This is a genomic window from Leucothrix mucor DSM 2157 (genome assembly GCF_000419525.1).
In the GTDB taxonomy this organism is placed as follows: Bacteria; Pseudomonadota; Gammaproteobacteria; order Thiotrichales; family Thiotrichaceae; genus Leucothrix; species Leucothrix mucor.
In genome coordinates this window covers 53,261-66,991 of record NZ_ATTE01000001.1, presented here as the reverse complement: position 1 = coordinate 66,991, position 13,731 = coordinate 53,261, and the positions used below count along the sequence as shown (strand labels likewise).

The window sequence follows — 13,731 nt, the reverse complement described above, 5'->3', positions numbered from 1 at the left end:
ACAGAGCCTGTAATCTACTTACAAGCTCTGTCGCATCATTAGTAAGCCCTTAACTTTCTGCTTCATATCAGGGTATTTATTCAGTAGATCACTTTCTATCCAGTCAGGAAGTATCTGATGATTGGTATCACCCTGCTTTACTCCCTGCCTCAAACTTCCAGAGTCAAACTTTACACTGCCAACCTCAATCGCGATGAGCAACTCAGACAAGTCACTGAGACCATCGACATTAACAACCTTTGTCGCTAAAAAAGCAGCCTCTGATAAGCGTCCTGCACCGATGTGCGAGAAAAACAGAGGAATATAGTACAGCGCGGGCGGGTTTTCATTGTATTGCAACAGCTCATTAATCAGCTCAATCCCTTCAGCTGCACACCCCTCTTGTAAACAAAAGGCACTGTACATAAATTTCAGCAAACCACTGTCAGGACATAAGCGCATTGCATCCACTAAATACAAAGATGCTTTCTCGTTATCTCCCGACTTGAAGTAACAGAATCCCAGCAGGGCGACGATACCAGCATGATCTGGAGCAAAGGCCATCAGGTTCAAACACTTGGTCAGTTGATTACCTGAATCGCCATCCACCAATTTATAATTCAATATATCGCCAATACACCCCATCGACAGATAGCAAAAGTGTGCGTGAATATCATTAGGGTTCTGCTTTAGGTGCTCTTGAAGCAAATTAACCGCCTGCTGGCAGTTCTTAAGGGTTGGAAATCTAACGACCTGAATTAAACATACGAATGCCTGAAATCGAGCATCAATTTGCTCAATACCCAGCTTCCAATGCCGATCCGACCAATGCTGCCCGACTACACCAAACGCATCCCCCGCTACAGGAGCAATCAAACCTCGATAAAAGCCTTCCGCTTCCGCCTCATTATATTGCTTGGGCAAGTCGGCGCATTGGCTCCAAATAATCTCTTGTGTCGCCCGATGAATCAGGACACTACTAATCAAGAAATTAAGATCCAAGTCGTCAACCACTTCTATCCGGAGAATGTAGTCATGTGCCTCGTCCGTCAATAGATGGGCGACCCCCATCTCTACAGCTTGATGCTGCTCCAAAAAATCAACACTTAAGTTAATGTGCTCAAACTGAGGAAGACGCAACGACAAGGTTTGACGTATTTCCAAAGCCAACTGGCTTAGCGCCCTAGGAGCACCTTCATGACTTTGGCAAATGAGTAGCATGCTCAAGCCGGTGCTCTGATGTCGGTTCAGATACTCCGAAAATTCAAGTCGATAACCGCCTAATGGCATCAAGATACGGCAGCAGGCTTGCTTAGCATCGGGTGTTTCGTAAAACGTATCTAGTAGCTTTCTTAGCCTTGCCGCTTCAATCCGAACAATGGGGTCTTTATTTGGGTCAAAAGTCTCACTTCGTCCCAAGCAATTAATGGCAATTTCCCGCTGCTGTAAAGCCGTCGATCGCTCATTGCGACTATGCCTGGACAAGTAGCCTAGCAGACGAATCATTTGAAGCTTTTCACGAAATAAGTCACTTTGGCTAACTAAGCGCAGTGTTCGCTCAACTCGATCCTCAGTAATCACTTGGCAACCAAATCTTCAGCCATCAGAGCACCTAGCTCATCGCGCCCACCGGCCCAACCTAATTGCTCTGGGTCTCGGATCAGCTTGACGAACTGCTGAACACTGCGCTCAGAGCCTAACTTCAACACTTTTGAGCGCCAATACTGCTTAGCCTGTAGGTCTGACCCCAAAAAGACATTGATATAAGCCATCACCGGATATAAATCAGGGTAATAATCAAAAGCCTCGACTAACTCATCAATGCTCTTAAACCCTTGCTTCCAGTCAAAAGCCAAGCTCTTTAAAACATTTCGATGAAATCCAATCGAGTAGATCCTATTCTCATTCTCGACGGGATTGCGAAATTGCAGCTCAGCTAAACTATCCTGACCTAAGAAGTAGCTAAGCGATGCTAAAGTCATATGCATTCTGGGACAGGCTGGATGAGTACGTAGCGCCTCTCCGGCATATCCTAGCCCCGATCCCAGCAAATGCTCGACGACACCATAACCACGCAATACTCCCTGATAATGTAAGTCTGCCAAAATACATTTAGCGATTCTGGGGTTTTGATAGTGCTCAACAACCGCCTTTGCTGCAGCTAAGGCTGCCAAGAATGACCGCTCACCACCATCCCGAAGAAAACTCAAGTACAGTAAAATGGCTTTACCAAGACTAGGGTATGGGGTGTCGCGATAGTCACCATTTGCCTGAATCCACTTCCCCCAAGCCAAACCCATCTCAATATCAAACAGACCAGAAACCCAATGCAGTAGCTTTTGCTCCAGACTCTGCGCCTCATATATCAACGGCAGCGATAGCTTAGACTCAAAAAAAGGCCTATCCTCGCCCATCCAAGAGGCTTGCGCTTGAGCATGATACTGCTGCTCCACCGTGCTTAATGTTACTTTTATAACAATATCGGCTTTAGCGGCAACCATTCCTGCTGCGGAAGGTATCGCAATAATCAACCTAATCTCTTCCAGCTGCTTAAGCTGAAGCGTCAGGCCAATCCGAATCTGGTGACGCAATAAATAGAGTTCAGCACTTTCACCGCCTTCAGTAGAAAACTGCAGCAGCACAGAGAGACGCTCTTCTTTTACGACCAATGACTGCAAGCTTGGTAAAGCTGGATTAGGGGTGGAGTCAGGTAATAATGGGATTATTTCTGGTCGGTACTGACGTAGTGGAATGGTGATCCTAAATGGACGTTCTTGATTAGTAACGTAAAAATCATTCAATAGACGCCTTAAGCGCCCTACTTCGATACGCACCAATGGGTTTTCAGCCGGATCGAAATCAAAACCTCTTCCCAACCCTTCCACGGCTATCGCACGCTGATCAAACGGCTTCTCATCTTTATTCAGCGCATGACTCACTAAGTGGCTTAGCAAACGCTTCATTTGTGGCTTATTGGAAAACCAACTGGATGCACAAAGAAAATCCATTTCTTTGGACAAGTGAAATTCATCTATCATCATTGACGGATTTTTCAGCTAAACGCTGCTCTTTTATTAGAAAATACCAGCAGGCCTGAGGGGCATGAAAAGACGCTTATCATTCGTCGCGACAAGCCCGTGGCTGGTTTATTAATGTCGGCTATTTTATAGATATAACCTTAAATGCAAACAAAAACTATTCCGCTATAAATAGCACATTGTCAGCAATCGCCTCCTACGCAACCAACAGGACTAGATTACCAGTAAAACAGCCATATAACTTACCAAAAAAACATACTCATCGTACTATTATCAAGCAAAAATAGCACAAAACTATCGCAACCTATTAGCGGTAAATTAGTATCAGGCAAAGGCCTTCAACTTAACGATTGAACGACCTTTCTCTGTTCAAGTGTTACACTGATCACTAAAAAGAGCCATTAAAGGCCGGACCACTTCCGTTGTAATCTCGAGGAATAGTCGGATGAATAACATCCCTTTTAAAATAACAGCAATCATATGTCTGTCACTACTTATTAACTCTGCTACACAAGCTAACTGGCAAACCGTAAAGTCCAACCCACCTTATACCTCAACAAAACTGTCTCCGCAGTTGATGAAAAGTCACGTTGTGCAATTTCTTTCCAGCCAGAGCGCTGAGAAGGCAGAGGGCATAAAAAACACCTTAATGATGCATGGCTTTCCCGCCTTTGTAAAAACCCATGACTCACAAGGCACCTCCCTCTATCAAGTACAGATCGGCCCATTCAACTCACACTTTAAGGCGAGTAACGCCAAGCTGCGAGTTATTCATCAGTATCCACAATATGGCTTTTTAAAAGACGCCATTGTGAAAAAGAAATTATGAGACAAGTACCATGGCACAACTGATTTTATTTAATAAACCTTATGGGGTTCTCTCTCAGTTTACCGCTGAAGAGGGTGTTAACAGCTTAGCAGATTTTATCGAGGCTCCCGGCTGCTATCCTGCGGGAAGACTAGATAAAGACAGCGAAGGTTTATTACTGCTCACTGATGACGGCAAGTTACAGCACCGCATCGCCAACCCTGCAAAAAAGATGTCGAAATGTTACTGGGTGCAAGTTGAGGGTGCACCGGATGAGACTGCACTTCAGCAATTACGCGACGGCGTTTTACTTAAAGACGGTATGACACGCCCAGCCAAAGCACGCCTTATGGCAGAACCACACATCTTATGGCCGCGTACCCCACCAGTGAGAGAGCGCAAAAGTGTGCCGGATCATTGGATTGAAATCACCATCAGCGAAGGTCGCAACCGACAAGTGCGCCGAATGACTTCCGCAGTAGGTCTACCCACTCTAAGGCTAATCCGATATCGGGTTGGCTCATGGACTATTGATGGCCTCGACAATGGCCTTTGGCGCTCAGAAACTGTTTAGCCGATAACCGTTTCGCGCTACAATCCTGCATTATTTAAGAGAGCCTCACGGTTGTGGAATCTGTTATGACACTTGGAACACTGTATATTATCTCAGCACCTTCGGGTGCCGGAAAAACCAGCCTGATCAGTGCTCTACTGGAAAAGAACTCAGGTATCGAAGTCTCGGTTTCTCATACCACGCGTCCAACACGGGATGGTGAGATTCACGGTCAGCATTATCACTTTGTGTCGGTTGAAAGCTTCAAGGAAGGTATTGAGGCGGGCGTGTTTTTAGAGTATGCGCAAGTTTTTGATAACTTCTATGGCACGTCTAAGTCAACGGTTAAGGAACGCCTGGAACAAGGCATTGATGTCATTCTTGAAATTGACTGGCAAGGTGCCCAGCAAATTAGAGTATTGGAACCCGAAGCATGCAGCATCTTTATACTGCCACCGTCAATTGAAGCCTTAGAGCAGCGTTTACAATCAAGAAATCAGGATTCAGATGAAGTTATTGCCAGACGTTTGTCTCAGGCAAAAGAGGATGCGACTCACTTTTCAGAGTATGACTATGTCATCATTAATCAGGATTTTGAAAAGGCGCTAGAGGAACTGCAGAGTATCTTTGTAAGCCAAAGAGTCAAACTAAGCAAAGCTGAATTACGCAATGCTGACATACTAAGAGCATTAATCGATTAATCGGTTTTAAAGCAGGCCCGCCTAAGTAGACGGGCCTGCAATATTTTTATGCTTTTTTCAGCAAATCACGGATCTCAACCAACAGATCTTCGCTGCTTGGGCCAGCTGGCTCAGGCTCTGGTTCCTGCTTACGTTGCGCCTTGTTCATCAATTTAATGATCAAGAAAATAGCCATTGCTACAATCATGAAATCGATGAATGTCTGAGCAAATGCTCCGTAGTTAATTGCTACCGCAGGAACATCCCCTGCCGCTTCCTGAATCACATAAGAGAGGTCTGTGAAGTCAACGCCACCCATCATCACACCAATTGGTGGCATGATAATATCGCTAACTAATGATGAAACAACTTTACCGATTGCAGCACCGATGATGATACCTGCAGCCATATCGACCAAGTTACCTTTCAGTGCAAATTCTTTAAATTCAGCAATCATACCCATTTTCTTTTTCTCTCTATATTTATATAAAATTATTTAATGAAGCACACTCAAGCTTTCACGCAAGTACTCGGTAGAGACATTGCATGAAAACTCTAAACGTGTGATTTGTTTTTTCTGTCAGGAAAAACCGTTAGTGGTTATTATTAATTTTCCGGTTCAAAACGAATGATTAATCTTGAAGATTCGATTGCTTGGATTTGATCGGCAACTTCCGGGGTGATCAGGCAACGTCGCTCGCCCAAGAAGGCAATGGCTAGTTCTCCGGCAGAAAGTAGCTCTTGCTGAGCCTCAGTAACAAACAAGTATTTAACTGAACTACCAACAACAAAGTTATAGCGAATATCAGCCGACTCTTCGTTTTTCGCATTGTCACGAATCAACGCACCAATCTTTGCCCGGTTTATCTTACGAACCCTAGCCGCTTCTTTGCGTTGCTTTTCCTGCTCTGCCTGCTCTGCTTTCTCAGTCGCAGATCGCTGCTTATAAAACAGCTCGAGATCACTAGGCTCATGCGTCTTGGCAGGCTTCTCAGCACGCTTGTTACGGTTACTGCCTGAATTAGCGGCTTTATTTTTATTATTTGGCTTGGCACTCTTTTTTACAGATTTAGGCTTAGTCTCTGCCTGTTTAACCTGCTCTTCAGTTACCAAACCAGCCTTTAACAGTTGGTCTCGAATAGAACTCATTTTGGATTACTTAATTCTGTATTAACTAAATGGGAGAAAAGCACATCATAATCTCAGCGCATACTGCTCGGCATAATATAGAGTGCGCCCTACTTTGTCACATAAAAACACTTGCTCTAGCCAATAAAGCCAAGTGCATCACTCTTATAAATCAGTAGCCTCTCTGATTTTTTATCCAGACAATGCTATAGCGACTATTAGGATTTTAAGATAAGCCCTAAATTTCAACAGCCCAGAAGATTAGCCGTAGTGCACCACACCTAGGTTCGTTATAATGCTGCGACAAATTTATTTCCACATCTAAAGGAACTCAGACGATGAATATCGACAAACTCTCCGTAGGAAAAGATGTACCCAATAACGTTAACGTTATCATCGAAATCCCTGCTAACGCTTCACCTGTAAAGTACGAAGTTGATAAAGACAGCGGTGCGTTGATGGTTGACCGCTTCATGACTGCTCCAATGTTCTACCCAGCAAACTACGGTTTCGTACCGCACACTCTGGCAGATGATGGCGACCCGATTGACGTATTGGTTGTTACTCCAGAGCCTCTTGTTCATGGCTGTGTTATCCCAGCTCGCCCAGTTGGCGTTTTGAACATGTCTGATGAAGGCGGCGGAGATGTAAAGATCGTTGCAGTGCCAGCTGGCAAACTGTCAACTCAGTACGACAACATTCAAAACTACACAGACCTGCCTGAGTTGCTACTTCAGCAAATCGAGCATTTCTTTGAGCACTACAAGCAGCTTGAGAAAGGAAAGTGGGTAAAAATTGACGATTGGGCTGATGCAGCTGCAGCACGTCAAGCGATCCAGGAAAGTGTTGAAGCTTACTCTAAGTAAGTCGCTCTGAATGATCAAAAAGTGTTAACTCGATAGTAATAACAATAATTGACGGACTGTGCTAATTTAGTACAGTCCGTTTTCATATAATCGATTCTCTAACTACTGCGGCGACGATGTCGGAAAGTAAAATACTAAAAGACGAAAAAGAAGAACACCTTCTCTTCCGCTCACGAGCAATTGTTGCGGCATGCGTCGTGGTTATGCTGCTCTCAGCAATCAGCGTCAGGCTGTTTTATCTTCAGGTTTCACAGCATGAGCACCTGACTGAGCTTGCTCAGGAAAACTACCAAAAGCGTATTCCAATCCCCCCAGTTCGTGGTCAAATTTACGATCGCAATGGTGTGGTACTTGCTGACAATAAAATCGAATATGTACTGGAAGTGGTTCGCGATAAAGCAACTGAGCTTGATGAAAACATCGGCCTGCTACAAAAACTCATTCCAATTACGGCCAAAGATATTCACAAGTTTAAACAGCAGCTTCGGGTTAACTCGCGCTTTCAGCCTGTTGTCTTACGCTCAGCGCTAACGCCGGAAGAGATCTCTATTTTTTCTGTGAATCGTTACCGATTTCCGGGCTTTGCAGTCAATATCCGCACCGAGCGGGTTTATCCTTTAGGTTCTGTCGCCTCTCATGTCATCGGCTATGTGGGACGTATCGATACACGCGACCTAGAAAGATTGGGTAAAAACGAATACAAAGGCTCTACCCATATCGGCAAAACTGGCATTGAAAAATTCTATGAATCCAGACTGCACGGCAAAGCAGGTTTCAAACAGGTTGAAATGGATGCACACAGTGAGCCACAGCGCACACTGGAAGAACAGTCCCCTATTTCAGGTGAAGACCTATTCTTAAGTATTGATCTGGAGCTTCAAACCAAAGCCGAGACACTATTACAAGGAAAGCGTGGTGCTATCGTGGCACTCGACCCTCGCAATGGTGAAATTTTGGCCATGGTTAGCGTACCGATGTTTGATTCCAACTTATTTGTGAATGGCATCTCCTACAAAGACTACAATGCCTTACGCGATGACCCCGGTCGGCCACTGTTTAACCGTGCTTTGCAAGGCGCCTACCCACCAGGCTCAACCATTAAACCAATTACAGGATTGGCTGGTTTAGAAGCTGGCGTTGTTAATGAAAAGCGCACAGTCTATGGCCGCGGCTTCTTTCAAATTCCAGGGACCAAACATCGTTATCGCTGCTGGAAAAAAACAGGCCATGGTCATATTTCTTTGAACCGTGCGATTTACCAATCCTGCGATGTCTATTTTTATGATCTGGCCTATCGTATGGGTATTGATCGGTTCTCCGTAGCCATGCGCGAATTTGGCTTTGGACAGAAAACCGGAATCGATTTACCGCACGAGCGCTCTGGTCTTATCCCAACCCCTGAATGGAAAAAGAAGCGTTACAAAACAAGCTGGTACCCTGGCGATACCGTTAATATCGGGATCGGTCAAGGTTATTGGACGGCATCACCGCTACAACTAGCTCATGCGACCGGAGCGGTTGCAATGCGTGGACAACGCGTTATGCCCCACGTATTGAAGTCGGTTAGAACCTCACGTGATTTACCTGAAAAAGTGGTTGTACCTAAACGCCTACCCAGCATTAAGGCCACCGATGCACACTGGGATGCGGTCATTCAAGGCATGGTCAATGTGGTTCATGGTCCGATGGGAACAGCAAGACGCTCCGGTGCTGGCGCCAAATATCGTTTCGCGGGTAAAACAGGTACTGCTCAAGTCTTTGGAATTGCGCAGAACAAAACCTATAACGCCTCAAAACTTGCCAAGAAGCTTCACGACCACTCCTTATTTGTGGCTTTTGCACCGCTGGAAAATCCTCGCATTGCCTTATCAATCATTGTTGAGAATGGCGGCGGCGGTAGCGCGGTGGCAGCGCCGATGGCACGTGAGCTACTAGACACTTACTTACTCCCCAAACCTGTACAAATCGAAGCTGAAAAGCCCGAGGAAGGCGAGGTAAAAACCACTCAAGTTAACAAGAAAAATAATGATCGCACTTAAAGATAGTACTGAGGCTTGTCGCATATGAATAACTCAATGGGTATTTTTCGCCTTGCCTGGGAAGTACTATCAAAGCTTGATTTAGTGTTATTAATCGCATTGATTATCCTCCTAACCCTTGGCGGCATTACCTTGCACAGCGCCAGTGGTGAAAATGTGGTGATGATGGAGAAGCACTTTATCCACCTGTTTATTGCTGCGGTGGTGATGCTCGTCGCCGCACAAGTACCCAGTCATATACTCAGCCAGTGGTCGATTTGGGTCTACTTTGGCGGTATCGCTTTATTAGTTCTGGTGTTATACCAAGGTTCAATGGGTGGTGGTGCTCAACGTTGGCTGGAGCTTGGGGCGATTCGCTTTCAACCTTCCGAGGTAATGAAGCTCGCAGTCCCCATGATGGTGGCCAGTTACTTCTCCAGAAAGACCCTCCCCCCAAAGTTTAAAGACAATATCATCGCCGCAGCACTCGTTGCAGTACCGATGCTATTAATCGCCAAACAACCCGACCTTGGTACCGCCCTGCTGATCGGAAGCGCTGGATTCTTTGTTATCTACTTTGCAGGTATTGCCTGGAAGTGGCTGCTATTGTTATTTGCAGCAGTCATGGGGGCAGCTCCTCTACTATTCTTCTTTGGCATGGAAGACTATCAGCGCCAACGCGTAATGACCTTACTAGACCCCGGCTCTGATAAGCTCGGCACGGGTTATCAAATCACGCAATCGACAATCGCCATTGGCTCTGGTGGCGTATACGGAAAAGGCTGGTTAAACGGAGATCAGTCCCGTTTAGACTTCTTACCTGAGCGCCACACCGACTTTATCTTCGCTATTTTTGGTGAAGAATTTGGCCTACTCGGCAATTTGATTTTGTTTGGTATTTACATCTTTATTATTTTACGAGGGTTGCACCTTGCAACGCGTGGTGTTGATACGTTTTCAAGGTTGCTTGGTGGTAGTTTAAGCCTGACCTTTTTCGTTTATTTATTGGTGAATACCGGAATGGTTAGCGGCGTACTGCCAGTTGTCGGAGTTCCACTACCACTTATCAGCTACGGCGGCACCTCAATGGTTACGCTAATGGCGGCTTTTGGCCTACTAATGGGCTTAAAGAAGCGAAAAATCGGCTATGACGAGTCCTAAGCAAACTCGCCGCTTAACCAGCCAGCATAAGACATTTCAAAAAATTATGTTAATATAAACGACAATCGCTTGGGCTGAGCGATACTAATAATAATATAAAACCTGATTCAGGGGACAATAATGAAAATAAGAAGCACTCTGTCGCTACTACTTGTGGCTGGCATCCTAGGTGGCTGTAGCCAAATTAGTCAATCTGTAAAAAGTGTTACCAAACTGGGCGGCCAAGGAAGTGATTCCTACAGCGAAGATCAGGCTAACTTAGTGGTACCACCGTCACTGGCATTGCCTGCTGACGTAAGCTCGGCGACAACGCAACGCCAAGCACCTCAAAGTACACAAAATTCACTAAGCTCTAACAAGAATTACTACGTTGTTGTGGGTACCTATCCTGATTCTGAGCAAGCAATGGATACCTTTGTTCGCTTGTCTTCAATTGGCCTGCCAAATGCGACGATGGAATCACGTACTACTAAGAGCGGAAAAACACTCCACATGGTTCGCCTTGGCCCATTCAAGCGCCAAGAGCAAATCGACAAAGTTAAAGATAGCCTGCTGAGTGATGGCCTCTCACAATTCAAGGTTGTTGAAAGTTAATTTGACAGCAAAGCAACCGGTGAGCATTATCCGCACAGTTAACAGGCGATTTTCTCACCGGTAGCATCCTCGAATAAACTCTGGAAATAGCATAAAAGAGGCTGTAAGGTCTGCCTTCACAGTCTATAATGTCGGCTAGCGCGAAAAAATATAGCAGGAGCTACCTTAACCAGTTGTCGAGGCTTTAAACAAGTATGTTTGTAAGAACCATCACCCTTTTCGTATGTCTGTGGCTAAGTCTGCTCACCCCCTCCTTCGCTGATAGTAGCGTCCCACAACTTCCAAAATTAGACGCAGCTCAATATTTGCTGGTCGACTTTTTGAGTGGCACTGAACTTGCCGCCAAAGACCCGGATAAACGTATTGAGCCCGCCAGCATCACAAAACTGATGACGGCCTATCTGCTGTATCAAGAATTAGACAAAGGCAATATCAAGCTTGAAGACCGTGTGCTGGTAAGTGAGAAAGCCTGGCAGATGGAAGGCTCACGCATGTTTCTTGAGATCGGCAAAAAAGTCCCACTAGAGCGCATGATCAGCGGCTTAATTATCCAATCAGGAAATGATGCAGCTGTGGCACTGGCTGAACACAGCTCAGGCTCAGAGGAAGAGTTTGTTCGCAAAATGAATGCTGAAGCTGCCCGCTTAGGACTGACGAACACTCATTTTATGAATGTAACTGGCTGGCCTGATCCAAATCACTACATGAGCGCTCGCGATATCGCCAAGCTTACACGTACAGTGATCAAAGAATATCCCGAGCATTACAAACTCTATAGCGAAAAAGAATACAGCTACAACGGAATCAAACAGTACAACCGCAACAAATTACTGTGGCACGACAAAACCGTTGATGGCGTCAAAACAGGTCATACAGAAAGTGCTGGTTACTGCCTACTTTCTTCAGCACAGCGCGGCTCAATGCGTTTGATCGCAGTAGTTCTTGGCGCAGAGAGCGATAAAGCCCGCACCAATTACAGCCAGCAATTACTGGAATACGGCTTCCGCTTTTACGAAACTCACAAACTTTATGATGCTAACTCAGTACTGGCTGAGGCACGCGTTTGGAAGGGTGAGAAATCCACCGTCCCTACTGGCATCATGGAAGACTTCTACGTCACCATCCCAAAAGGTCATTATTCACAGCTTAAAGGCTTGATGGAAATTAACAAATCTATCGACGCACCAGTTAAGCGTGGCGACCTAATCGGTATGGCTGTCATCAAAGATGTAGACCGTATTGTGCTGCAAAAACCACTTGTTGCAATGGACAGTGTTGATACTGGCGGTACTTGGACCAATATTACTGACAGTATCAAAAAGTTATTTGTGGAGTAATATATGAGTGAACAAGAAGACACGCTAATCGAATTTCCTTGCGATTTTACGATTAAAGCCATGGGAAAGACGGGTCCGGAACTGCATGAGACCATTATCACCATCGGCCATCGTCATGATCCGGAGTTTGATGTAGAGCGCATTACCACGCGTGCCAGCAAGAATGGCAACTTCACCAGCATGACCATCAACGTCTATGCTCAAAATAAGCCGCACCTCGATGCGATCTATCTTGATCTGACGGCTAGCGAACATATTCTGTGGGCGCTATAAGCAACGATGTGATTGTTCGCCAACTGGGTTTGCGTGATTATGAAACCACTTGGCGGGAGATGCAGAGCTTCACCAGAGCTCGCGATGCAGACTCCCCTGATGAGCTTTGGGTTGTACAGCATCCGCCTGTATTTACCCTTGGCACTAACGGCAAAGCCGAGCACATTCTAAATGCTGGTGATATTCCTGTTGTGAAGATTGATCGCGGTGGCCAAGTGACTTATCACGGCCCAGGACAATTAGTCATCTATCTACTACTCAATCTTCACCGCCGCAAACTAGGCATCCGTAAGCTAGTGACTATTCTGGAAGAGTCCATTGTGACCCTGCTGAAAACCTACGACGTGGATGCTTATGCCGACCCGGATGCGCCTGGCGTGTATGTGAATAAACGCAAGATTGCTGCCCTAGGTTTACGAGTATCCAGAGGCTATACCACGCATGGCTTAAGCCTCAATGTGAATATGGACCTGGAACCATTTACCCGAATCAACCCTTGCGGCTATGCGGGGCTGGAGATTATTCAGTGCCAGGATCTGGGCATCAATAGCTCCATTGAGACCCTGACTAATGAATTAATTAGCCATCTGAACCAACAGCTACCGACTCAGATGACGACACTGCCTCCGGCTTAAGTTGCTCGTCCAATACATCCTTTAAGACTGTCATCACATGCTCTAGTACTTGCGGTTGAGCATCGGCAGTTGGATGTAAACCATCGCTTTGCATTAAGTCATAATCCAATGCGACAGGCTCCAGCAAAAACGGTAGCATCGGTAACTCATACTCTTTGGCAACATCAACAAATACTTGTTCGAACTTTTGTGTATAGGTAAAGCCATAATTTAGCGGAATCCGAATACCCAGCAGCACCACATCAACATCCGCCTCCTGAGCCAACTCCACCATCGCCTTTAGGTTCTCTTCGATGACTTCGGTTTTAATACCACGTAAACCGTCATTGGCACCCAGCTCTAACAAGATCAGGTCAGGTTGAAATTTCTCTAGGGCATCCGGCAATCTTGTCAAGCCACCTTGAGTCGTTTCACCGCTAATGCTTCCATTAACCACAGATAAAGTGTCTTCATTTTCAGCCTGTAACAGGCTCACCCAACCTTTATCAATAGGTATTCCATAGGCTGCGCTCAGGCTATCACCCCATACCAGAACGGTTAACTTACTGCTGTCAGGTTGCGGCTCTGATTTCGCGAAAACCTCACCAGAATTTAATATAAGCCCAACTGCAACGACTAAGGTGAACGCGTATACTAAACGGATTAATTTCATAAAAAGTCC

At 45.6% G+C, this 13,731-nt stretch carries 15 protein-coding genes; 10 read left to right on the top strand and 5 right to left on the bottom strand.

Annotation, left to right across the window (positions count from 1 at the left end; translation table 11 throughout):
- Positions 1 to 18 precede the first annotated feature (18 nt).
- Positions 19 to 1,560 carry a tetratricopeptide repeat protein gene (locus LEUMU_RS0100305; protein ID WP_022950275.1) on the bottom strand — a complete coding sequence of 514 codons (1,542 nt, stop codon included), beginning with the start codon at positions 1,558 to 1,560 and terminating at the stop codon, positions 19 to 21.
- Entirely contained in the window at positions 1,557 to 3,020 is a 1,464-nt protein-coding gene (locus tag LEUMU_RS27605) for a hypothetical protein (protein ID WP_022950274.1), read from the bottom strand. The genes LEUMU_RS0100305 and LEUMU_RS27605 overlap by 4 nt, the downstream gene beginning before the upstream one ends.
- A 442-nt stretch (positions 3,021 to 3,462) precedes the next feature.
- On the opposite strand from LEUMU_RS27605, the gene LEUMU_RS0100295 reads away from it, so the two are divergent.
- From LEUMU_RS0100295 to gmk, 3 genes are all read left to right on the top strand, one after another.
- Positions 3,463 to 3,846, top strand: coding sequence for an SPOR domain-containing protein (locus tag LEUMU_RS0100295; RefSeq protein WP_022950273.1), 384 nt, complete (start codon positions 3,463 to 3,465; stop codon positions 3,844 to 3,846).
- Positions 3,847 to 3,856: 10 nt separating this feature from the next.
- Positions 3,857 to 4,399 carry a pseudouridine synthase gene (locus LEUMU_RS0100290; protein WP_022950272.1) on the top strand — a complete coding sequence of 181 codons (543 nt, stop codon included), beginning with the start codon at positions 3,857 to 3,859 and terminating at the stop codon, positions 4,397 to 4,399.
- A gap of 65 nt (positions 4,400 to 4,464) precedes the next feature.
- A complete protein-coding gene (gene gmk, locus LEUMU_RS0100285) occupies positions 4,465 to 5,079 on the top strand; it encodes a guanylate kinase (RefSeq protein WP_022950271.1) in 615 nt (204 codons plus the stop codon).
- Between the two features lie 46 nt (positions 5,080 to 5,125).
- Here gmk and mscL read toward each other — a convergent pair whose 3' ends face one another.
- Both mscL and LEUMU_RS23930 read right to left on the bottom strand, forming a co-directional pair.
- The gene (mscL, locus tag LEUMU_RS0100280) at positions 5,126 to 5,515 is read right to left on the bottom strand and encodes a large-conductance mechanosensitive channel protein MscL (protein ID WP_425411581.1); all 390 of its coding nucleotides are present in this window, start codon (positions 5,513 to 5,515) and stop codon (positions 5,126 to 5,128) included.
- Positions 5,516 to 5,664: 149 nt separating this feature from the next.
- Entirely contained in the window at positions 5,665 to 6,207 is a 543-nt protein-coding gene (locus LEUMU_RS23930; protein ID WP_022950269.1) for a DUF2058 family protein, read from the bottom strand.
- Positions 6,208 to 6,524: 317 nt separating this feature from the next.
- On the opposite strand from LEUMU_RS23930, the gene ppa reads away from it, so the two are divergent.
- The 7 genes from ppa (at position 6,525) to lipB (ending at position 13,070) form a co-directional block, all read left to right on the top strand.
- Positions 6,525 to 7,052, top strand: a complete 528-nt coding sequence (gene ppa, locus LEUMU_RS0100270; protein WP_022950268.1) for an inorganic diphosphatase — start codon at positions 6,525 to 6,527, stop codon at positions 7,050 to 7,052.
- A 116-nt stretch (positions 7,053 to 7,168) separates the two neighbouring features.
- A complete protein-coding gene (gene mrdA / locus LEUMU_RS23925) occupies positions 7,169 to 9,091 on the top strand; it encodes a penicillin-binding protein 2 (RefSeq protein ID WP_022950267.1) in 1,923 nt (640 codons plus the stop codon).
- Between the two features lie 24 nt (positions 9,092 to 9,115).
- Positions 9,116 to 10,231: a rod shape-determining protein RodA gene (gene rodA / locus LEUMU_RS0100260; RefSeq protein WP_084707991.1), complete on the top strand. Its 1,116-nt coding sequence runs from the start codon at positions 9,116 to 9,118 to the stop codon at positions 10,229 to 10,231.
- Between the two features lie 120 nt (positions 10,232 to 10,351).
- A complete protein-coding gene (locus tag LEUMU_RS23920; protein ID WP_022950265.1) occupies positions 10,352 to 10,825 on the top strand; it encodes an SPOR domain-containing protein in 474 nt (157 codons plus the stop codon).
- Between the two features lie 194 nt (positions 10,826 to 11,019).
- Positions 11,020 to 12,162: a D-alanyl-D-alanine carboxypeptidase family protein gene (locus tag LEUMU_RS0100250; protein ID WP_022950264.1), complete on the top strand. Its 1,143-nt coding sequence runs from the start codon at positions 11,020 to 11,022 to the stop codon at positions 12,160 to 12,162.
- A 3-nt stretch (positions 12,163 to 12,165) separates the two neighbouring features.
- A complete protein-coding gene (locus LEUMU_RS0100245; protein ID WP_022950263.1) occupies positions 12,166 to 12,435 on the top strand; it encodes a YbeD family protein in 270 nt (89 codons plus the stop codon).
- Entirely contained in the window at positions 12,423 to 13,070 is a 648-nt protein-coding gene (gene lipB / locus LEUMU_RS0100240; protein ID WP_342664658.1) for a lipoyl(octanoyl) transferase LipB, read from the top strand. Before LEUMU_RS0100245 ends, lipB begins: the two co-directional genes overlap by 13 nt.
- Here lipB and LEUMU_RS23915 read toward each other — a convergent pair.
- Positions 13,015 to 13,722, bottom strand: a complete 708-nt coding sequence (locus tag LEUMU_RS23915; RefSeq protein ID WP_022950261.1) for an arylesterase — start codon at positions 13,720 to 13,722, stop codon at positions 13,015 to 13,017. The genes lipB and LEUMU_RS23915 overlap by 56 nt on opposite strands.
- Positions 13,723 to 13,731 lie beyond the last annotated feature (9 nt).